This is a genomic window from Bradyrhizobium sp. SZCCHNR1015, from assembly GCF_032489875.1.
GTDB lineage: Bacteria > Pseudomonadota > Alphaproteobacteria > Rhizobiales > Xanthobacteraceae > Bradyrhizobium.
In genome coordinates, this window is the sequence record NZ_JAUEYW010000007.1 from 166,267 (window position 1) to 189,372 (window position 23,106).

12 protein-coding genes are annotated in these 23,106 nt (G+C 64.3%); 11 read left to right on the forward strand and 1 reads right to left on the reverse strand.

The genetic code is table 11. The features are described from left to right. From QX128_RS14115 to QX128_RS14150, 8 genes are all read left to right on the forward strand, one after another. Nucleotides 1-2,184: a xanthine dehydrogenase family protein molybdopterin-binding subunit gene (locus tag QX128_RS14115; protein ID WP_316237729.1), complete on the forward strand. Its 2,184-nt coding sequence runs from the start codon at nt 1-3 to the stop codon at nt 2,182-2,184. After that, nucleotides 2,181-2,828, forward strand: coding sequence for an Isoquinoline 1-oxidoreductase subunit (locus tag QX128_RS14120; RefSeq protein WP_315800978.1), 648 nt, complete (start codon nt 2,181-2,183; stop codon nt 2,826-2,828). The genes QX128_RS14115 and QX128_RS14120 overlap by 4 nt, the downstream gene beginning before the upstream one ends. Before the next feature lie 723 nt (nt 2,829-3,551). After that, nucleotides 3,552-4,070: a 50S ribosomal protein L10 gene (gene rplJ / locus QX128_RS14125; protein WP_315801370.1), complete on the forward strand. Its 519-nt coding sequence runs from the start codon at nt 3,552-3,554 to the stop codon at nt 4,068-4,070. A gap of 60 nt (nt 4,071-4,130) precedes the next feature. After that, nucleotides 4,131-4,508 (forward strand): 50S ribosomal protein L7/L12, encoded by a 378-nt coding sequence (rplL, locus tag QX128_RS14130; RefSeq protein WP_172108050.1) that lies wholly within the window; start codon nt 4,131-4,133, stop codon nt 4,506-4,508. Nucleotides 4,509-5,056: 548 nt separating this feature from the next. Next, entirely contained in the window at nt 5,057-9,175 is a 4,119-nt protein-coding gene (rpoB, locus tag QX128_RS14135; RefSeq protein WP_315800977.1) for a DNA-directed RNA polymerase subunit beta, read from the forward strand. Between the two features lie 131 nt (nt 9,176-9,306). Next, on the forward strand, nt 9,307-13,506 hold the full coding sequence (gene rpoC, locus QX128_RS14140) for a DNA-directed RNA polymerase subunit beta' (protein WP_315800976.1): 4,200 nt from the start codon (nt 9,307-9,309) through the stop codon (nt 13,504-13,506). A 338-nt stretch (nt 13,507-13,844) separates the two neighbouring features. Continuing rightward, nucleotides 13,845-15,908 (forward strand): FAD-dependent oxidoreductase, encoded by a 2,064-nt coding sequence (locus QX128_RS14145; protein WP_316237730.1) that lies wholly within the window; start codon nt 13,845-13,847, stop codon nt 15,906-15,908. Nucleotides 15,909-15,994: 86 nt separating this feature from the next. After that, on the forward strand, nt 15,995-18,301 hold the full coding sequence (locus QX128_RS14150) for an ABC transporter ATP-binding protein (RefSeq protein ID WP_316237731.1): 2,307 nt from the start codon (nt 15,995-15,997) through the stop codon (nt 18,299-18,301). Here QX128_RS14150 and QX128_RS14155 read toward each other — a convergent pair. Beyond that, entirely contained in the window at nt 18,247-19,461 is a 1,215-nt protein-coding gene (locus QX128_RS14155) for an NAD(P)/FAD-dependent oxidoreductase (protein WP_316237732.1), read from the reverse strand. The two genes, QX128_RS14150 and QX128_RS14155, sit on opposite strands and share 55 nt — an antisense overlap. Before the next feature lie 649 nt (nt 19,462-20,110). Between QX128_RS14155 and rpsL the strand changes: the two genes are divergently transcribed. Genes rpsL through fusA form a run of 3 tightly spaced genes read left to right on the forward strand, consistent with a single transcriptional unit; the run spans nt 20,111 to nt 23,089 of the window. Continuing rightward, nucleotides 20,111-20,482, forward strand: a complete 372-nt coding sequence (gene rpsL, locus QX128_RS14160) for a 30S ribosomal protein S12 (protein ID WP_006611834.1) — start codon at nt 20,111-20,113, stop codon at nt 20,480-20,482. Between the two features lie 30 nt (nt 20,483-20,512). After that, a complete protein-coding gene (gene rpsG / locus QX128_RS14165) occupies nt 20,513-20,983 on the forward strand; it encodes a 30S ribosomal protein S7 (RefSeq protein WP_006611835.1) in 471 nt (156 codons plus the stop codon). A 33-nt stretch (nt 20,984-21,016) separates the two neighbouring features. Further along, the gene (gene fusA, locus QX128_RS14170; protein WP_316177107.1) at nt 21,017-23,089 is read left to right on the forward strand and encodes an elongation factor G; all 2,073 of its coding nucleotides are present in this window, start codon (nt 21,017-21,019) and stop codon (nt 23,087-23,089) included. The last annotated feature ends 17 nt before the right edge of the window (nt 23,090-23,106 follow it).

Sequence of the window (23,106 nt, forward strand, 5' to 3'; positions counted from 1 at the left end):
ATGAATGCATATGTGAAGCCCGCTGCCTCAACCGCATTGTCCCGGCGTTCGCTCCTGAAAGCCGGCGCAGGCCTGGTGCTCGCCACCTATGTCGCCCGCAACGGTGTGGCTTACGCGCAGGATGGCGCCGCGGCCAAGTCCGTCAACATCGCGCCGAACACGTTTCTGGTGATCGGCCAGGACGACACCGTCACCGTTCTCTGCAAGCACATCGAGTTCGGACAGGGCCCGTTCACCGGCATGGCCACCCTGGTGGCCGAGGAGCTCGATGCCGATTGGTCGCAGATGCGCGCCGATCACGCGCCCTCGAATCCGGTGCTCTACAAGAATCTCTTGTTCGGGGTGCAGGGCACTGGTGGCTCGAGCGCGATCGCCAATTCCTACGAGCAGATGCGCAAGGTCGGCGCCGCCGCGCGCGCGATGCTGGTGGCTGCGGCCGCCGACGAATGGAAGGTGCCGGCTGAGGAGATCACGGTCGATAAAGGCATCGTCCGACATCCCTCCGGCAAACAGAGCGGTTTCGGCGCGCTGGCCGCGAAGGCGATGCAGCAGCCGGTGCCGGCGAATCCGCAGCTCAAGGATCCCTCCGCCTTCAAGCTGATCGGCAAGGAAGGCGCCGTAACCCGGCTCGACAGCGTGGCGAAGTCGAACGGCTCAGCCGAGTATACGCTCGACATCAAGGATCCGGGGACCTTGACCGTGCTGGTGGCGCGCTCGCCGCGCTTCGGCGGCAGGGTGGCCTCGTTCGACGCATCAGCAGCGAAGGCCGTGCCTGGCGTCGTCGACGTCAAGGAGGTGCCAAATGGTGTCGCCGTCTATGCCGAGGGCTTCTGGCCGGCCAAGACCGCGCGCGACCTGCTCGAGATCTCCTGGGACGACAGCAAGGCGGAGACGCGCGGGACGGCGCAACTGCTGGAGGAGTTTCGCGCGCGCGCAAAGAAGCAGGGCGCGCTGGTGAAGCAGGAGGGCGACGTTGACGCCGAGATCGCCAGGGGCGGCAGGCTGATCGAGACCGAGTTCGTCTTCCCGTATCTGGCCCATGCGCCGATGGAGCCGATCAACGCCTTCATCCACTGGAAAGGCGACACCGCCTCGGCGCGCTATGGCAGCCAGTTTCCGACGCCTGATCACGCCGTGATCGCGCAGGTGCTTGGGCTCGACATCGCCAAGGTCGATCTCAAGACGATTCTCGCTGGTGGCAGCTTCGGCCGGCGGGCGCAGCAGTCGACCCACGTCGCCACAGAGCTGGCGCAGGTCGCCAAAGCGATCGGGCCGGGACGTCCGGTCAAGCTGGTGTGGACCCGCGAGGATGATATGCGCGGCGGCTACTACCGACCGTTCAGCCTGCACCGGATGCGTGGTGTGGTCCGCGACGGCAAGATCGTGGCGTGGTCGGATACGATCGTCGGGCAGTCGATCATGAAGGGCTCGCCGTTTGAGGCGATGACCATGAAGAACGGCCTCGATTCGACGGCCTATGAGGGCTCCAACGAGATCCCTTACCAGGTGCCGAATTTCCGCTGCGACCTGCATCAGGTCGATGTCGGCGTGCCCGTGCTGTGGTGGCGCTCGGTCGGCCACACCCATACCGGCTACGCCGTCGAGGCGTTTGTCGATCAGTTGCTCGAAGCCGCCGGCCAGGATCCTGTGGAGGGACGACTGGCGATGATGGCCGACAAGCCGCGTCACGCCGGTGTGCTCAAGGCGGTCGCCGAACTCGCGGACTGGAAGGGAGCCAAGCTCGAAGCGGGCCGCGCCCGCGGCGTGGCCGTGGTCGAGAGCTTCAACACCTACGTCGCCCAGGTGGTCGAGCTGTCGATGGGCGCCGACGGACCGGTCGTGCATAAGGTCTGGTGCGCTGTCGACTGTGGCGTCGCAGTCAATCCCGACATCATCCGCGCCCAGATGGAGGGCGGCATCGGCTTTGCGCTAGGCCACATCCTCTATGCGCAGCAGCCGCTCGACGAGGGACGACCGGTGTCGGGCAATTTCGACACCTACCGCTCGCTGCGCATCCACGAGATGCCGCAGATCGAGGTTGCGATCGTGCCGTCGACCGAGAAACCCTCGGGAGTCGGCGAGCCCGGCGTGCCACCGCTGGGACCTGCCGTCGCCAACGCCATGGCCAGGCTAGGTCTGCCGCGGCCGACCCAACTGCCGATCCGGCCGGGAGACACCGCATGAGCCTGTTCAGAACGGCGACGATGGCGCTGCTCGCTGGCAGCCTGGCTGCGGTTGCGATCGTAGCCCTGCCGGCACTGCGGCGCGCCGATGCGGCGCCCGAGGCGACGCGCGTCGCCGGCGGGCTCAAGCCGGTGGCGGACTTCGCCAGGATCAAGAGCAAGGACGAGCGCGCCGTGGCGCTGTTCGAAGAGGCCGGAAAGGTGCTGCAGTCGCCGCGATGCATGAACTGCCATCCGGCCGGCGACCGGCCGACCCAGACCGACAGGATGATTCCGCATCAGCCGCTGGTGGTCCGCGGCGAGGCCGGCATGGGTGCGCCCGGCGGGCTCGCCTGCACGACCTGCCACCACGAGGCCAATTTCGACGCGGCGCGCGTGCCGGGTAATCCCAAATGGCAGCTGGCTCCGATCGAGATGGCTTGGCAGGGCAAGTCGCTCGGCCAGATCTGCGCACAGATCAAGGATCCAAATCGCAACGGCGGCAAGACCATGGCGCAGCTGATTCACCATATGGCTGAGGATGAGCTGGTCGGCTGGGGCTGGAATCCGGGAGCAGGGCGGACCCCGGCCCCGGGAACCCAGAAGCAGTTCGGCGAGCTGATCAAGGCCTGGGCCGACGCCGGAGCGGCCTGTCCGAAGGGCTGAGGCGGGATTGCGCCCTGCGCGCGCAATGCCCGGTGGCCCTGATGAGCGCAGCGACATCCGGGTTCTCCGGCAGGGCACGTGAGACCCCGCACGTCGCTATCGCCGAACGCGCGTCCCGCGCGCCGGCTGTCGCTCATCCGGGCGACGGGGCTCCTACCCGGCTCCACGGCATGGCCCAACTGGTGCGATTTTTGCTCTTGGGGTCTTGGCAAGTCGCGATCGAGCGGTTAAAGAACCGGCTTCCAGGCGGGCCGGCTGTTGCTGGCGCGCCTGTGCGCGCATTCCGAAAGTTGAGAGGAGCCAGCATTCCTTTTGAGGATATCCGTTTGGATTTCTCGGAAGGAAGAAGGATCTTTCTGCTCTCGAAAATGCCGCAGGGGAGGTCGGTCCGCCGATCACCCCGATCCTGTCCGAGACTGCAGGCGCCGGCGTGGAATCCAATTTCCTCAATGGCTTAATCATCCAGCCTGCATAGACGGGTGAAGACCGGATTTCGGCATGTCCACTGCCTTCGTCGTGGTGGCATGCAGGTTTGGTTCGAACCTCGACACTCCGCGAGCCTCCTAGGGATCCCTGGGGCTTTCGGAAGGGCAGGCTATTCATCGCCGTTTTGCCTCGCGTGTCCTCGGGTTCTTCCGTCCGGAGGTCAGGTGTGGTGGGGCGGCGGGTGCAACCCGGCGGTCCCGCTTTCGGGCGAAGGCCGCCAACCGGAGAGAGCTTGCTGTGGAACGAGCGGCAAAAAAAGAGGCGGTCGAGCAGCTGCACGAGGTCTTCAAGACCACGGGCGTTGCCGTCGTCGCTCACTATTCCGGCCTTACCGTGGCTCAGATGCAGAAACTGCGGATGCAGATGAAGCAGGCTGGCGCCTCGGTGAAGGTCTCGAAGAACCGTCTCGCCAAAATTGCTCTTGAAGGCACGGACGTCGTCGGCATCGGTTCCCTGTTGAAGGGGCCGACCGTGATCGCAACTTCGAACGATCCTGTCGCGGCGCCCAAGGTTGCCATCGAATTCGCCAAGGCGAACGAAAAGTTCGTCATCCTCGGCGGCTCGATGGGCTCAACCGTCCTGAATGTCGACAGCGTCAAGGCTCTGGCCTCGCTGCCGTCGCTGGACGAACTGCGCGGCAAGCTCGTCGGCCTGATCCAGGCTCCGGCGACCAAGCTCGCCCAGCTCGCCAATGCACCCGCGGCCAAGGTCGCGCGCGTCATTCAGGCTCATGCCTCAAAGGGCGAAGCGGCCTGACGCCCTTCGCAAACACTCACAACCTGGTTTCGAACCGAACCAAATCAAGGAACTACTTCAATGGCTGACCTGCAGAAGATCGTCGACGACCTCTCGGCCCTCACCGTTCTCGAGGCCGCTGAGCTCGCCAAGCTCTTGGAAGAGAAGTGGGGCGTGTCCGCCGCGGCCGCCGTGGCCGTCGCTGCTCCGGGTGCCGGTGGCGCCGCTGCCGCTCCGGCGGAAGAGAAGACCGAGTTCACCGTTGTCCTGGCTTCGGCTGGCGACAAGAAGATCGAGGTCATCAAGGAAGTCCGCGCCATCACCGGCCTGGGCCTGAAGGAAGCCAAGGACCTCGTCGAGGGCGCTCCGAAGCCGGTCAAGGAAGGCGTCAACAAGGACGAGGCCGAGAAGATCAAGGCTCAGCTCGAGAAGGCTGGCGCCAAGATCGAGCTCAAGTAATCGCTTCGATTACGCGAACGAAGTCCCCGGGCTGCCATGGGCAGGTCCGGGGCTTTCGAGAGATTATGATGGCCGGGTGGTAACATCGCCCGGTCATCATGTGGACAAGGAGTTTTGCAGGGGTATTGGGCGCGGCTCGGAATCACTGCAAAAGGCGTGCAACGGAACCGTCTGTTGTGGGCTGAACACGGAAAAGTGTGGAGATTTGGGGGCTTCGCTCTCGAATCTCGATTATTGTCAACCCATATTGGGTCGGCAGCACGAAAAGCCGGTTGATCGGTGGAGTGGCGTCTCCGTCCGTAAGCCGCTGGGAGATAGGCAATTTCGGGCTTTTGCAGTCCGTGACGAGATGGTTGTGACGAGCGGGTGCGTCCTCGCGCCTCGCGCGTCGTTTTGCGTTTTGCTGGTCTGAAGAACAGATCTGGGACGTTTCCGTTCCGGCTTTGAGCCTCAGATCCTCGAAATGGATCGAAATTCAACCCGAAGGGGCGGTGGCAGCCGCTGTTTCGGAAGGTTCGCCCCTCCGGGCGACGAAATGAGAGGCCACGATGGCGCAGCAGACATTCACCGGTCGCAAACGCGTTCGCAAGTTCTTTGGACACATCAAGGAAGTCGCGGAGATGCCGAACCTCATCGAGGTTCAGAAGGCGTCCTACGACCAGTTCCTGATGGTGGACGAGCCCACGGGCGGGCGGCCGGATGAGGGCCTGCAGGCGGTGTTCCGCTCGGTGTTCCCGATCTCCGACTTCTCCGGCACCTCGATGCTGGAGTTCGTCCGCTACGAGTTCGAGCCGCCGAAATATGACGTCGACGAGTGCCGTCAGCGTGGCATGACCTTCGCTGCGCCGCTCAAGGTGACCTTGCGCCTCATCGTGTTCGATATCGACGAGGAGACCGGCGCGAAGTCGGTCAAGGACATCAAGGAGCAGGACGTGTACATGGGCGACATCCCGCTCATGACCATGAACGGCACCTTCATCGTCAACGGCACCGAGCGCGTCATCGTCTCGCAGATGCACCGCTCGCCGGGCGTGTTCTTCGACCACGACAAGGGCAAGACCCATTCGTCGGGCAAGCTGCTGTTCGCCGCGCGCGTCATTCCGTATCGCGGCTCCTGGCTCGACATCGAGTTCGACGCCAAGGACATCGTGTTCGCGCGCATCGACCGTCGCCGCAAGCTGCCGGTGACGTCGCTGATGTTCGCGCTCGGCCTCGACGGCGAGACCATCCTGTCGACCTTCTACAAGAAGCTGATCTACAAGCGCATCAAGGAAGGCTGGCGCGTTCCGTTCGACGCCAACCGCTTCCGCGGCTATTCGACCGTCAACGACCTGATCGACGCCGACACCGGCAAGGTCGTGCTCGAAGCCGGCAAGAAGCTCACCGTCCGCGCCGCCCGCCAGCTCCAGGAGAAGGGGCTGAAGGCGCTGCGCATGTCGGACGAGGAGCTGCTCGGCAACTACATCGCCGAGGATCTCGTCAACCCGAAGACCGGCGAAATCTACGCCGAGGCGGGCGAGGAGATCACCGACAAGCTGTTCAAGGTGCTGAACGAGCAGGGCTACAAGGACCTGCCGCTGCTCGACATCGACCACGTCAATGTCGGCCCCTACATCCGCAACACGCTCTCGGCGGACAAGAACATGACGCGTGAGGACGCGCTGTTCGATATCTACCGCGTGATGCGTCCGGGTGAGCCGCCGACGCTCGATTCCGCGCAGGCGATGTTCCAGTCGCTGTTCTTCGATGCCGAGCGCTACGACCTCTCCGCGGTCGGCCGCGTCAAGATGAACATGCGCCTCGAGCTGGATGCGCCGGACACCCAGCGCACGCTGCGCAAGGAAGACATCCTGGCGGTCATCAAGACCCTGGTCGACCTGCGCGATGGCAAGGGCGAGATCGACGACATCGACCATCTCGGCAATCGCCGCGTCCGCTCGGTCGGCGAGCTGATGGAGAACCAGTACCGCATCGGTCTCTTGCGCATGGAGCGCGCCATCAAGGAGCGCATGTCGAGCGTCGACATCGACACCGTGATGCCGCAGGACCTGATCAACGCCAAGCCGGCCGCGGCCGCGGTGCGCGAGTTCTTCGGCTCGTCGCAGCTGTCGCAGTTCATGGACCAGACCAATCCGCTGTCGGAGATCACCCACAAGCGCCGCCTGTCGGCGCTTGGACCGGGCGGTCTGACCCGCGAGCGCGCCGGCTTCGAGGTGCGCGACGTGCATCCGACGCATTACGGCCGCATCTGCCCGATCGAGACGCCGGAAGGTCCGAACATCGGCCTGATCAACTCGCTGGCGACATTCGCCCGCGTCAACAAGTATGGCTTCGTCGAGACGCCGTACCGCAAGGTCAAGGACGGCCGCGTTACCGACGAGGTGGTGTATCTGTCCGCCATGGAGGAAGGGCGCTACCGCGTCGCGCAGGCCAACGTGCCGCTCGATGCCAAGGGCCGCTTCACCGAGGACCTCGTGGTCTGCCGTCATGCCGGCGAAGTCGTGCCGATGACGCCCGACAAGGTCGACTACATGGACGTGTCGCCGAAGCAGCTGGTTTCGGTGGCCGCGGCGCTGATCCCGTTCCTCGAGAACGACGACGCCAACCGCGCGCTGATGGGCTCGAACATGCAGCGCCAGGCGGTGCCGCTGGTTCGCGCCGAGGCGCCGTTCGTCGGCACCGGCATGGAAGGCGTGGTCGCCCGTGACTCGGGCGCCGCCATCGCGGCGCGCCGCTCGGGCGTGATCGACCAGATCGACGCCACCCGCGTCGTCATCCGCGCCACCGAGGATCTCGATCCGACCAAGTCGGGCGTCGATATCTATCGGCTGATGAAGTATCAGCGCTCGAACCAGTCGACCTGCATCAACCAGCGCCCGCTGGTGAAGGTGGGCGACATCGTCAAGAAGGGCGACATCATCGCTGACGGTCCGTCGACCGATCTCGGCGAGCTCGCGCTCGGCCGCAACGTGCTGGTCGCGTTCATGCCGTGGAACGGCTACAACTTCGAGGACTCCATCCTGCTCTCCGAGCGGATCGTGAAGGAGGACGTCTTCACCTCGATCCACATCGAGGAATTCGAGGTGATGGCCCGCGACACCAAGCTGGGTCCGGAGGAAATCACGCGCGACATTCCGAACGTGTCGGAGGAGGCGCTGAAGAACCTCGACGAAGCCGGCATCGTCTACATCGGCGCGGAAGTGCGCGCCGGCGACATCCTGGTCGGCAAGATCACGCCGAAGGGCGAGAGCCCGATGACGCCGGAAGAGAAGCTGCTGCGCGCCATCTTCGGCGAAAAGGCCTCGGACGTCCGCGACACGTCGCTGCGGGTGCCGCCGGGCGTGCAGGGCACGATCGTCGAAGTCCGCGTGTTCAACCGCCACGGCGTCGACAAGGACGAGCGTGCGCTGGCGATCGAGCGGGAAGAGATCGAGCGTCTGGCCAAGGACCGCGACGACGAGCAGGCGATCCTGGACCGCAACGTCTACAGCCGTCTCGCCGACATGCTGGATGGCCGCCAGGGCATTTCCGGTCCGAAGGGCTTCAAGAAGGACACCAAGATCACCCGCGCGGTGCTCGACGAGTATCCGAAGTCGCAGTGGTGGCTGTTCGCATCGCCGAACGACAAGCTGATGGCCGAGATCGAGGCCATGCGGAAGCAGTACGACGAGTCGAAGAAGGGGCTGGAACAGCGCTTCCTCGACAAGGTCGAGAAGCTGCAGCGTGGCGACGAGCTGCCGCCCGGCGTGATGAAGATGGTCAAGGTCTTCGTCGCCGTGAAGCGCAAGATCCAGCCGGGCGACAAGATGGCCGGCCGTCACGGCAACAAGGGCGTCGTGTCCAAGATCGTGCCGATCGAGGACATGCCGTTCCTCGAGGACGGCACCCATGCGGACATCGTGCTGAACCCGCTCGGCGTGCCCTCGCGCATGAACGTCGGGCAGATCCTCGAGACCCATCTGGGCTGGGCTTGCGCCGGCCTCGGCAAGCGTATCGCCCAGACGGTCGATGCCTACCTGTCGAAGCAGGACGTCAAGCCGCTGAAGGAGACCTTGAAGCGGATCTACGGCGACGACGAGACCATCAAGTCGCTCAACGACAACGAGTTGATCGAGCTTGGTCACAATCTGAGCCGCGGCGTGCCGATCGCCACGCCGGTGTTCGACGGCGCCAAGGAGGCCGACATCGAGGAGATGTTGAAGCTCGCCGGCCTCGACGCATCCGGTCAGTCGACGGTCTATGACGGCCGCACCGGCGATGCATTCGATCGCAAGGTGACGGTCGGCTACATCTACATGCTGAAGCTGCACCATCTCGTCGACGACAAGATCCATGCGCGCTCGATCGGCCCGTACTCGCTGGTCACCCAGCAGCCGCTGGGCGGCAAGGCCCAGTTCGGCGGCCAGCGTTTCGGCGAAATGGAGGTGTGGGCGCTCGAAGCCTATGGCGCCGCCTACACGCTGCAGGAGATGCTGACGGTGAAGTCGGACGACGTCGCCGGCCGCACCAAGGTCTACGAGGCGATCGTGCGCGGCGACGACACGTTCGAGGCCGGTATTCCGGAATCGTTCAACGTGCTGGTCAAGGAAATGCGCTCGCTCGGCCTCAACGTCGACCTGCACAACTCCAAGCTCGGACCGGCGCCGACGTCGGAAGCTGCCGAGTAGGTCAAGAGGTCAGGCCCGGCCGTCTCGGACGGCCGGGTGCCGGCGCCTTCCCCCGCGGGTCAGGACAAGGCGCCCGTTGAGAGATTTTCGAATTTGCGGCCGACCCCCGATCGGCCCGCGAGGAGAATACGATGAACCAAGAAATTATGAATCTCTTCAATCCGACGACGCCGGCTCAGGTCTTCGACCAGATCCGGATCTCGATTGCGTCTCCGGAGAAGATTCTGTCCTGGTCCTACGGCGAGATCAAGAAGCCGGAAACGATCAACTACCGTACCTTCAAGCCCGAGCGCGACGGCCTGTTCTGCGCCCGCATCTTCGGGCCGATCAAGGACTACGAGTGCTTGTGCGGCAAGTACAAGCGGATGAAGTACAAGGGCATCATCTGCGAGAAGTGCTCGGTCGAGGTGACCTTGTCGCGTGTCCGGCGCGAGCGCATGGGCCATATCGAGCTCGCCGCTCCGGTCGCGCACATCTGGTTCCTGAAGTCGCTGCCGTCGCGCATCGGCCTGCTGCTCGACATGACGCTGAAGGATCTCGAGCGGATCCTGTACTTCGAATACTACGTCGTCCTCGAGCCGGGTCTGACCGCGCTCAAGGACCGTCAGCTGCTGTCGGAGGACGAGTACCTCAAGGCGCAGGACGAATACGGCCAGGACAGCTTCACCGCCATGATCGGCGCCGAGGCCATCCGTGAGCTGCTGCGCGGCCTCGAGCTCGAGAAGCTCGAGCAGACGCTGCGTGCCGAGATGCAGGAGACCGACTCCGACATCAAGCACAAGAAGCTCGCCAAGCGTCTGAAGATCGTCGAGGCGTTCCGCCACTCCGGCAACAAGCCGGAATGGATGATCATGACCGTTGTTCCGGTGATCCCGCCGGATCTGCGGCCGCTGGTGCCGCTCGACGGCGGCCGCTTCGCGACCTCGGACCTCAACGACCTCTACCGCCGCGTCATCAACCGCAACAACCGCCTGAAGCGGTTGATGGAGCTGCGCGCGCCGGACATCATCATCCGCAACGAGAAGCGCATGCTTCAGGAGGCGGTCGATGCGCTGTTCGACAACGGCCGCCGCGGCCGCGTCATCACCGGCGCCAACAAGCGTCCGCTGAAGTCGCTCGCGGACATGCTGAAGGGCAAGCAGGGCCGCTTCCGTCAGAACCTGCTCGGCAAGCGCGTCGACTATTCCGGCCGCTCGGTCATCGTGGTGGGTCCCGAGCTGCGCCTGCATCAGTGCGGCCTGCCGAAGAAGATGGCGCTCGAGCTGTTCAAGCCGTTCATCTACTCGCGGCTCGACGCCAAGGGCCTGTCGACGACCGTCAAGCAGGCCAAGAAGCTGGTCGAGAAGGAGCGTCCCGAGGTCTGGGACATCCTGGACGAGGTCATCCGCGAGCATCCGGTGCTGCTGAACCGCGCGCCGACGCTGCATCGCCTCGGCATCCAGGCGTTCGAGCCGGTGCTGATCGAGGGCAAGGCGATCCAGCTGCATCCGCTGGTCTGCTCGGCGTTCAACGCCGACTTCGACGGCGACCAGATGGCCGTGCACGTTCCGCTGTCGCTCGAAGCGCAGCTGGAAGCGCGCGTCCTGATGATGTCGACCAACAACATCCTGCATCCGGCCAATGGTCAGCCGATCATCGTGCCGTCGCAGGACATCGTGCTCGGTCTCTACTACGTCTCGATCATGCGCGAAGGCATGCCCGGCCAGGGCATGGCGTTCGGCAACATGGCCGAGCTCGAGCATGCGCTGCACGCCAAGGCCATCCATCTCCACAGCAAGATCAAGTACCGCTGGGAGGGGATGAACGAGGAAGGCAAGATCGCCAAGCGCTGGATCGAGACCACCGCGGGCCGCGTGATGCTCGGCAACCTGCTGCCGAAGCATCCGCGCGTGACGTTCGAGGTCATCAACAAGCTGATGACCAAGCGCGAGATCTCGGGCGTGATCGATCAGGTCTATCGTCACTGCGGCCAGAAGGAGACGGTGATCTTCTGCGACCGCATCATGGCGCTCGGCTTCTACAACGCCTTCAAGGCGGGCATCTCGTTCGGCAAGGACGACATGGTCGTGCCGGCGGGCAAGTGGAAGATCGTCGACACCACCCGTACGCTGGCGAAGGATTTCGAGCAGCAGTACAATGACGGTCTGATCACCCATGGCGAGAAGTACAACAAGGTCGTCGACGCCTGGTCGAAGGCCTCGGAAGAGATCGCCAAGGAGATGATGAAGGAGATCTCCGTCACCAAGAAGACGGCGACGGGGGCGGATGCCGACATCAACTCGATCTACATGATGTCGCATTCCGGTGCCCGCGGTTCGCCGGCCCAGATGCGTCAGCTCGCCGGCATGCGCGGCCTGATGGCCAAGCCGTCGGGTGAGATCATCGAGACGCCGATCATCTCGAACTTCAAGGAAGGTCTCTCGGTTCTCGAGTACTTCAACTCGACCCACGGCGCCCGCAAGGGCCTCGCGGACACCGCGTTGAAGACCGCGAACTCGGGCTACCTGACCCGCCGTCTGGTCGACGTGGCGCAGGACTGCATCATCACGCAGGACGATTGCGGCACCCATCTCGGCATCAAGATGCGCGCCATCGTCGATGCCGGCACGGTCGTGGCCTCGCTCGGCTCGCGCATCCTGGGCCGCGTGCCCTGCGACGACGTGCGCGATCCCGCGACCAACGCGGTGCTGGTCAAGGCCGGCACCTTGATGGAGGAAAGCCACATCGACGCCATCCAGCAGGCTGGCGTGCAGGAGGTGAAGATCCGCTCGGCGCTGACCTGCGAGCTGGTCAACGGCATCTGCAAGATGTGCTACGGCCGCGATCTGGCGCGCGGTACGCCGGTCAACCACGGTGAGGCCGTCGGCGTCATCGCCGCGCAGTCGATCGGTGAGCCCGGCACCCAGCTGACGATGCGCACGTTCCACATCGGTGGTGCGGCGCAGCTGAACGAGCAGTCCTTCGTGGAATCGAACTTCGAAGGCAAGGTGGTCATCAAGAACAAGGCGATCGCCCGCAACAGCGAGGGTCACCTGATCGCGATGGTCCGCAACATGGTCGTGACGATCGTCGACCCCGACGGCACCGAGCGTGCGACGCACCGCATCCAGTACGGCGCGCGCATGCATGTCGACGACGGCGACATGATCAAGCGCGGCCAGCGCATCGCCGAGTGGGATCCTTATACCCGTCCGATCCTCACGGAAGCCGAGGGTACGATCGGGTTCGAGGATCTGACCGAGGGTCTGTCGATCTCGGAAACGCTCGACGAATCCACCGGTATCGCCAAGCGCGTGGTCATCGACTGGCGTGGAACGCGCGGTGGCGCGGATCTGCGTCCGGCAATCGTGATCAAGGGCAAGGACGGCAAGGTGCTCAAGCTCGCCCGCGGCGGCGATGCCCGCTACATGCTGTCGGTCGACGCGATTCTGTCGGTGGACGTCGGTTCGACGGTGAAGCCGGGCGACATCCTGGCGCGTATCTCGACGGAAAGCGCCAAGACGCGCGACATCACCGGCGGTCTGCCGCGGGTGGCGGAGCTGTTCGAAGCGCGCAAGCCGAAGGATGCCGCGATCATCGCCGAGATCGCCGGCACCATCCGGTTCGGTCGCGACTACAAGAACAAGCGTCGCATCTCGATCGAGCCGGTCGACAAGACCGAGGAGCCGCGCGAGTACCTGATCCCGAAGGGCAAGCACATCCATCTGCAGGATGGCGACATCGTCGAGAAGGGCGACTTCATCGTCGAAGGCAACCCGGCGCCGCACGACATCCTGGCGATCAAGGGCATCGAGGAGCTCGCGGCCTATCTGGTCAACGAGATCCAGGAGGTCTACCGGCTGCAGGGCGTGCTCATCAACGACAAGCACATCGAGGTGATTGTCCGTCAGATGCTGCAGAAGGTGGAGATCACCGACCAGGGCGATACCGACATGATCTCGGGCGAACAGGTCGACAAGATCGAGTTCGACCTGCTCAACGCGAAGGCCGTGGAGGAGGCGAAGAAGCCGGCCACGGGCACTCCGGTTCTGCTCGGCATCACCAAGGCGAGCCTGCAGACCCGGTCGTTCTTCTCGGCGGCCTCGTTCCAGGAGACCACCCGCGTCCTCACCGAGGCGGCGGTCAACGGCAAGATCGATCCGCTCGAGGGTCTCAAGGAGAACGTCATCGTCGGCCGTCTGATCCCGGCCGGCACCGGCGCCTCGATGGCCCGCATCCGCGAGGTCGCCTTGAAGCGCGACAAGCTGATTCTCGACGAGCGCGAGAAGCAGGCGGCGATCGTGCCGGCGCAGCCCGAGCCTCAGCCGCTCGCGCTGCCGCCGGCAGAGTAACGGACGGTTGCGGCATGACCCTGACGGTGTCGGGGTCTGCCGTGCGTTCATCACGCGTAGAAAAGGCCGGCGTTTGCCGGCCTTTTTTTGACATTTTCTTCTCCTGTTGCCGCGCTGCTGCCCCGTTGTTCATCTTCCCTTCAGGGACAGAGGCGCTTTTGGAAGCATCAGATCCGCTGAGCTGATTTCCGTCGACTCCCGTGGCGATGCGCCGATTTGCTCCGGCGCAAACCTTCTGCGGGCCGGGTACGCTATGGCCGATCGAGCCCCGAGGGTGGCAGGACCCCTGATATGGACGACCGGCAACGTCGCTGACAGCCGGAGATGGCGGAACTTCGATGCTTGACCTTGCGATTGTTGGTGGCGGTCCGGGTGGCCTGATGAGCGCCTGGTATCTGAGGCGCAAACTCGGCGATCTCTGCAAGGTGACGATCTACGAGGCATCCGACCGGCTCGGCGGCAAGATCGTGACGCGCAAGTTCGATACCGCTCCGGCGATGTACGAGGCTGGTGTCGCAGAAATCTACGACTACTCGATGACCGGCCCTGATCCGCTGCGCGAGCTGATCCAGCATTTCGGGCTGCAGACGATTCCGATGGATGCGCTGCAGGTCCAGCTCGACGGCGAGCTGCTCGACGACGTGCCGGGGCTGCGCCGCAAATACGGGCCGAAGACGGCCGCCGCGGTCGAGGCGTTCCGCAAGCGCTGCACCGACGTGATGTCGCCGGTCGAATATTACGAGGGCGTCGGCGCCCACGACAACGAGCACCCCTGGGCCTACAAGACCTGCGAGGAGCTGCTCGATGAGGAGGTCGAGGATCCCACCGCCAAGCGCTTCTTCAAGGTGATGTCGCGCTCCGACCTCGCGACCGAGGCCCACAACACCAACGGCCTCAATGCGCTCAAGAACTTCGTGATGGATATCGACGACTATATCGGCCTGTACTCGATTCAGAACGGCAACGAGCAACTGATCGAGTGCCTGCGCTCCGAGGTCGATGCCGACATCCAGCTCAATCATCGCGTGCTCCGCATCGGCAAGACGGAGGCGGGCCGCTACCGGCTCAACATGATGAACGGCAAGGGGCCGGAGACGCGCGAGTTCGATCTCGTGCTGGTGTGCCTGCCGCATTCCTGGCTGTCGACGGTCGGCTGGGAGGGCGAGAAGCTGCGCCAGTCGATGATCAAGCACATCGCCTATTTCGATCGTCCCGCGCACTACCTGCGCGTCTCGATCCTGTTCGACGAGCCGTTCTGGGGCGAGAAGATTCCGGGCTCCTGGTTCATGTCGGAGGCGTTCGGCGGCTGCTGCATCTACAACGAGGGCTCGCGCCACGATGTCGGCAAGCACGGCGTGCTCAACTGGCTGATCGCAGGCTCGGATGCGCTCGCCTTCGCCAACCTGTCGGACCAGGAACTGATCGATGCCGCGCTGAAGTCGCTCCCGGCGGCGCTCGGCGACGCGCGCGCGCACTTCATGGAAGGCAAGATCCATCGCTGGCTGTCGTCCGTCAACGCGCTGCCCGGCGGTCTGCCGGTACGCGACGTCATGACCAATCACCGGCCTGAGCCGAAGGAGCACCCCGGCATCGTCGTGGTCGGTGACTACCTGTTCGATTCGACCTTGAACGGACTGCTCGATTCCTCGGACGCCGCCACCGACATCATCCTGACCGAAATGATGCGGCTGCGCCGCGTCCGCTCGCAGGCCGAGATGCCGCTGTCGGACAAGATCGACCGGGACTATTTCGACAAATATCGCGGGCAGGGGCCGTACAGCGAAGCGTGGTCGCAGTTCACCGATCCGGACTATCTGACCAGCCTGATCAAGATCGTCTGGAACCGGGCCGGCAAGGGCAAAGGCTACAAGCTCCTGGTCGCCGGCTCCGCGAGCGGTGAACTGGTGGGAGCGCTCCGCGAGCGCGGCATCGATGCCTGGGGCATCGAAAACAACCGCTACATCCACGGCAAGACGCCGAAGGCGCTCAAGAAGTACAACAAGCTCGGCTCGATCACGGACATGCCGTTCAAGACCGGCGAGTTCGATTTCGTGTTCGAGACCAGCCTCTGCCACCTCGGTGACAAGCAGGTTGCGCGCGCGATTCGCGAACTGAACCGCGTCGTCAAGACCGGCCTCGTGTTCGGCTCGATCACCTCGGACATGGCTCCGGCGCTCGTCGACCGCTACGACCTGCTGCGCGGGGTCAAGAAGCTCGGCACCTGGTGGGAGTGGTCGGAGCTGTTCTTCGGCAACGGCTTCGATCTTGCCATGCATCGCCGCGACTGCACCGACGAGGTGTGGGCCGCGACGCTCGCGGCCAACAAAGGCCCGGGCCAATGGTACGCCGACGCGGACAGCCTGCGTTACTCGTTCTTCGACAAGGTCGAGGACGAAGACTGAGGACGCTGGCCGCGGCGCCGTGCAGATGTTAAAGGCCTGACGCGCAAGGCTGGCGCGTCGTCGGCCACGCTGCTTCGGTTGGTTGCATGGCGCCCAAGAAACCAGAGTCCAAGTCAGGGTCGGGTCCGGCCTCCAAATCAGGCTCGAAGCGAGGCTCGAAATCCGGTTCGGCCTCGGCTGCGCCCGGTCAGACCGAAGACGATCGGATCGCTGGCGAACGAATTGCGGCTGCCGCCGGCGCCGCTGCCGAGATCGCAAAGCGGCTTTCCGGAACCGCCGCGACGCCAACGACACCCGAATCGCCGCCGGCAACTCAAGCACCGGCCGCCGCCCTGCCGCCGACCACCGAAGCGCTGCAGCCCTCCGAGCCGTTACTGGCCGGCACGCCGCCGGAGGCGACCAAGGCGGCACAGCCGCCAGAGCCGGCGCCGCCTTCAAAGCCGGCGCAGCCCTCAAAGCCGCCACAGGCCAGCAAGCCTGCGCCGTCGCCTTCCGACGATGATGGCGACGAGGACGGCGAGGACGAGGACGACGATCTCGACGACGACGATGACGACGAGGATCTCGTCGTCTACACCGCGCGGGAGGCCGCCGGCGCGCTCGCGACCATCTACGGCTTCGTCTCGCCGCTGCTCGCGAAATACAAGAAGATGCTGGCCTTCGTGTCGATCGGCGTGCTGATCGAGACCCTGTTCAACGTCATCATGCCGCTCAGCCTCAAGTTCCTGATCGACGATGCGCTCGGCGAAGAGGATTTCGAGGCGCTCTATCGCATCCTCGGCGTGCTGGCGGTTGCAGGCATCGTCACCTCGATCATTGCCGTGCTCTACGAGCGCTGGGATGCGCGGCTGGCGGCCTGCGTCATCTCGGATGTCCGCACCCGGCTGTTCGACCACGTGCAGAACCTGCCGGCGGCCTATTTCCAGCGCACCAAGCGCGGCGAGATCCTGTCGCGCTTCTCGGTCGACATGTCGGCGTTCGAGAACGTCGTGAAGAGCTTCGCCAACAGCGCCGTGCTGCCGTTCCTCGAGCTGATTGCGGGCATCATTCTGATGCTGTTCCTGAACTGGCAGCTCGCTGCGATCGCGCTCCTGGTGTTTCCGATCACCCTGATCGGCCCGCGCATCCTGACTCCGAAGGCGGTTCAGGCCAATTACGAGCAGAAACTGAACGAAGCGTCGCTGCTCGGCGTGATCCAGGAGAACATCGCGGCGCAAGCCGTCATCAAGGCCTTCAGCCTGCACCGCAAGGTGTTCGGCTGGTTCAGCTTCCGCAACGACGCGGCGCGGCGCAAGATGGCCGATGCGATGTTCCTGTCGACCATGGTCGAGCGCACCGTCACGATCTCGGTGCTGCTGCTGCATCTCGTCGTGCTCGCTCTCGGCGCCTATCTCGCCACCAAGGGCCAGATCACGATCGGCACCTTCGTTACCTTCGAAAGCGCATTCTGGGAGGTGTCCTACAACATCGCCCATGTGATGCACTTCGTGCCGGTGTCGATCTCGTCGGCGGCCGCGATCCGGCACATGCAGGAGTTGTTGGACGAGCCGACCCGCGGTGCCGACCGGCCCGGCGCGCCGGATCTGCCCCGCATCAGCCACGACATCACCTTCGAGCGCGTGACCTTCCAGTACGAGGGCAGCCAGACGCCGGTGCTCGACAATCTGAGCCTCAAGCTCGACGTCGGCAAGCGGATCGCGATCGTCGGTCCGTCGGGCTCGGGCAAGAGCACGCTGCTCAACCTGATCCTGCGGCTCTATGTGCCCGATGAAGGCCGCGTCACCATCGACGGCGTCGACATCCGCAAGGTGACGCGCGATTCGTTGCGCGGCAGCATGGCCGTGGTGTTCCAGGAGAACATGCTGTTCAACATGTCGCTGCGGGAAAACATCCGGCTCGGCAAGGAGGGCGCCACCGACGCGGAGGTGGAGGAGGCGGCCAAGAAGGCCGAGATCCACCGCTACATCATGAGCCTGCCGCAGAAATACGACACCATCGTCGGCGAGCGCGGCGACACGCTGTCCGGTGGCCAGCGCCAGCGCATCGCGATCGCCCGCGCCATCATCCGCAACCCGTCCGTGCTGCTGCTCGACGAGGCGACCTCGGCGCTGGACCAGACCACGGAAGCCGCGATCAACCGCACCCTGCTGAAGGTCGCCAAGGGCCGTACCATGATCTGGTCGACCCACCGCCTGACCTCGGTGGTCGAGATGGACGAGATCATCGTCATCTCCGGCGGCCGGGCGATCGAGCGCGGTAGCCACGCCGAGCTCCTGGCGAAGAATGGGACCTATCGCAAGCTCTGGGACGACCAGGGCCATCAGCCGAGCCGGCTCGATCAGGCCGACGACGACAGCGATGATGAGGAGGATGACGACGATGATGAGGAATAGACGTTGAGCGGCGCATTGGTCTTCGTCAGCCGCTGCTGAATCCCGCGGCCGAGCGAGACCGCAAAGCGCGCCCAGCGTTGTGCCTGCCAATAGGGGCTGGCCCCGATCGAGACCGATCGGAAATTCCAGGCCTTGTCGAGCGACCACGCATCGCAGGCGATCTTGACCGGGTCGGCATAGAAGGCCGCGATCTTGGCCTCGCCCATGCCGTCAGTCGCCAGCCAGCGCGGAATGTGGACGTTGCAGAGGCGCTCGACGTCGGTGAACACCTTGTCGGAGCCGGTGCCGGTGACGGGGCAGGTGGTGCAGAAGGCATCGCCGACGAGCACGACGCCCGGCATGCGGTATCCAGTGTTGATGGTGAGGTCGGCGGGGCGGACCTTCACTTCCCCCCTCACGGCGTATGGGCCGGTGATCCGCCGCAGGCCGGGCAGGGCGGCCATCAGCGTTTCGACCGGGGCGCGCCGGATCGCCCGCAGCCAGGGGTCGTCCACCTCGCGATAGGCGAACAGGTTCGCCCGCATGCGCTCGCCGATCGGGAACAGGGTGATGTAGGGCACCCGCGCGTCGGCCCGCTCCTGGAAGTAGGTCATGGCCGGGAACGGGAAGGCGGCGCGGCCGGCCGGCGTCAGGTCGAACCCGATCGAGATCGAATGGGCGGGGCTGGTGATCTTGCGGGTGATTCCCAGCATGTGCCGCAGCCCAACGTTCAGCCCGTTGGCGAGCACGACGAGACGGGCGGAGATCGTCTGCCCGTTGGACAGCACGACCGACTGGCGATCCTCGCCTGGCGTGATCGCCACGGCCTTGGCGACGATTCGCGTCACGCGGCCGCGGATCTCGTCGCGCACGGCCGTCACCAGCGTGTCGTAAAGGATGCCGTATTGCGGGACCGGAGCCCGTTCGAGCACGTAGCCGAATCGGGCGATCCAGTTCTCCGGGGTCAGGGTGGCTTGGGTTAACGCCTTGTCGGCGATCCCGGTGCGACGGAATCGGCCGATCTGCCCGGCACCGGAGATCTTCTCGATTCGAAAGTCGGGCGGGGAGATCGCGTGGGGATCGACCAGAATCGCCGGGATGCCAGCACGCCCGAGCATGGCGGCCGTGATCGAGCCGGCCAAGCCGCCGCCAATGATCGCAATATCGGTATAGTCTGTCACGGGGCGCCTCGTCGTGGGCGCCATCCTTGTCGGCCAAAGCCAAAAAAAGCCTTATCTTCAATGTCTCTGGATATGTCCCTGGGTTGGAGAGGGGCTGGGCCGGCGCGGGCAGGGCTCTGCGGTCTACAGATACCTTAGGATGTAGGGGCGCGGTCGGAGCGGAAACTGCAGCGGCCAGAAGCGCTTCTTTGCGCGTCCTGCGGCGTCGTTTTGCTTGACTTGGATATTCACCGCTTATAAAAGGCCCGCACTCAACGACAGGCGGTGAGCTTCGCCAACGTCGGTACGGATCACCCAGACCACCCGGAACAGGGCGGGACGGGCACCACCCTCGACGAATGCCGCTCAAACGCTGTCGATCATAGCTAGGCAATGCCAAAACGATATTAGATCTCTCGAGCTCGTTCTCCTGAGACCAATTTCGGATGCATGACCTCGGTAGGCCGCAAGCCAGCGCAAGCTGACTGGTGGTGATCGCGGTCCTCTGTGGCGTCAAGCGCTTTCCGTTCAGCGATGAACGGTTGGCGCGATTTCGTTTTGCGTGGGTTTTGATCGCGCGAAACGGCCCGGTGAGGCGGGGAACCTCGAACAGAATTTGCGGAAGCCGGTCGCGGTCTCCGTGCGAACGTTGAGAAGGGTGAAGGCCAAGATGCCGACGATCAACCAGCTGATCGCAAATCCGCGCGAAGTGCAGAAGTCGCGCAAGAAGGTGCCGGCGCTGCAGCAGTCGCCGCAGAAGCGTGGCGTTTGCACGCGCGTCTACACCACGACCCCGAAGAAGCCGAACTCGGCGCTTCGTAAGGTCGCCAAGGTGCGCCTGACCAACGGCTTCGAGGTGATCGGCTACATCCCGGGTGAAGGCCATAACCTGCAGGAGCACTCGGTGGTCATGATCCGTGGCGGCCGCGTCAAGGACTTGCCGGGCGTGCGCTACCACATCCTCCGCGGCGTGCTGGATACCCAGGGCGTCAAGAACCGTAAGCAGCGCCGTTCGAAGTACGGCGCGAAGCGTCCGAAGTAAGACGTTCGAGAGAAGCGGGAACAAGATCACATGTCGCGTCGCCATTCAGCCGAAAAGCGTGAAGTGCTTCCGGATCCGAAGTTCGGGAACATCATCGTCACCAAGTTCATGAACTCGGTGATGTACGCCGGCAAGAAGTCGGTCGCCGAAGGTATCGTCTACGGCGCGTTCGGCATCATCGAGGCCAAGACCAAGCAGAGCCCGCTGACGGTGTTCGAGCAGGCCCTCGAAAACGTCATGCCGACCATCGAGGTCCGCTCCCGCCGCGTCGGCGGCGCGACCTACCAGGTGCCGGTCGAGGTTCGTTCGACCCGCCGGCAGGCGCTGGGCATCCGCTGGCTGATCTCGGCCGCGCGCGACCGCAACGAGAAGACGATGACCGAGCGGCTTTCGGCGGAGCTGCTCGACGCCTCGAACAATCGGGGTAACGCCGTGAAGAAGCGTGAAGACGTGCACCGGATGGCGGAAGCCAACCGCGCCTTCTCGCACTACCGCTGGTAACAGCGGCCCGAACGGAAATCAGGGAACACCTTCATGCCCCGCCAACATGCCATCGAGGACTACCGTAACTTCGGTATCATGGCGCATATCGACGCCGGTAAGACCACGACGACCGAGCGCATCCTCTATTACACCGGCAAGAGCCACAAGATCGGCGAAGTGCACGAAGGTGCCGCGACGATGGACTGGATGGAGCAGGAGCAGGAGCGTGGCATCACGATCACCTCGGCTGCCACCACCGCGTTCTGGAACGGCAAGCGCCTGAACATCATCGACACCCCTGGCCACGTCGACTTCACCATCGAGGTCGAGCGTTCGCTTCGCGTGCTCGACGGCGCCGTGTGCGTGCTCGACTCCAACCAGGGCGTCGAGCCGCAGACCGAGACCGTCTGGCGCCAGGGCGACAAGTACAAGGTGCCGCGCATCGTCTTCGCCAACAAGATGGACAAGACCGGCGCCGACTTCTTCAAGTGCCTGGCCGACATCGTCGACCGCCTGGGCGCGAAGCCGGTTGCGATCCAGCTGCCGATCGGTGCTGAGAACAACTTCAAGGGCTGCATCGACCTCGTGACCATGAAGGCGATCGTCTGGAACGACGAGGCGCTCGGCGCGAAGTTCGACTACGCCGAGATCCCGGCTGATCTGGCCGATCAGGCCAAGGAATATCGCGAGAAGCTGGTGGAAGCCGCCGTCGAGCTCGATGACGACGCGCTCACCGCGTTCCTGGACGGCAAGGAGCCGGACGAGGCGACCCTGAAGCGCCTGATCCGCAAGGCCGTGCTGACCGGTGCGTTCTATCCGGTGCTGTGTGGCTCGGCCTTCAAGAACAAGGGCGTGCAGCCCCTGCTCGACGCCGTCGTCGACTATCTGCCGTCGCCGCTCGACGTGCCCGCGATCAAGGGCACCGACGACAAGGGCAACGAGGTCGTGCGCAAGGCGGACGACAAGGAGCCGCTGGCGCTGCTCGCGTTCAAGATCATGGACGACCCGTTCGTCGGCACCATCACCTTCTGCCGCATCTATTCGGGCATCCTGACCTCGGGTACCGGCGTCGTGAACTCGACCCGCGAGAAGAAGGAGCGCATCGGCCGCATGCTGCTGATGCATGCGAACAATCGCGAGGACATCAAGGAAGCCTATGCCGGCGACATCGTCGCCCTCGCAGGCCTCAAGGAAGCCCGCACCGGTGACACGCTGTGCGATCCGTCCAACCAGGTGATCCTGGAAAAGATGGAATTCCCGGAGCCGGTCATCGAGATCGCGATCGAGCCGAAGTCGAAGGCCGACCAGGAGAAGCTCGGCGTCGCCTTGGCGAAGCTGGCCGCGGAAGATCCGTCCTTCCGCGTCTCGACCGATCACGAGTCGGGCCAGACCATCCTCAAGGGCATGGGCGAGCTCCATCTCGACATCAAGGTCGACATTCTGAAGCGTACCTACAAGGTCGATGCGAACATCGGCGCGCCGCAGGTGGCGTTCCGTGAGCGCATCACCAAGCCGGCCAATGTGGACTACACCCACAAGAAGCAGACCGGCGGCACCGGCCAGTTCGCGGCCGTGAGCCTCGTGGTCGAGCCGAACGAGCCGGGTGGCGGCTACGTGTTCGAGTCCAAAATCGTCGGCGGTGCGGTTCCGAAGGAATACATCCCGGGCGTCGAGAAGGGCATCGAGAGCGTGCTCGGCGCGGGCGTGGTCGCCGGCTTCCCGGTGGTCGACGTCAAGGTGGCGCTGGTCGACGGCAAGTATCACGACGTCGACTCGTCGGCGCTGGCCTTCGAAATCGCCTCTCGCGCGGCTTTCCGCGAGGCGCTGCAGAAGGGCAAGTCGGTTCTGCTCGAGCCGATCATGAAGGTCGAGGTGGTGACCCCGGAAGACTACACCGGCTCGGTCATCGGCGACCTGAACTCGCGTCGTGGCCAGATCCAGGGCCAGGACATGCGCGGCAATGCCAACGTCATCAACGCGATGGTGCCGCTCATGAACATGTTCGGTTACGTGAACAACCTGCGCTCCATGAGCCAGGGCCGCGCGACCTTCACGATGCAGTTCTCGCACTACGCTGAAGCGCCGGCCAACGTGTCGGCCGAAGTCCAGAAGAAGTTTGCCTGATTGTCGTTAGCTCAAGT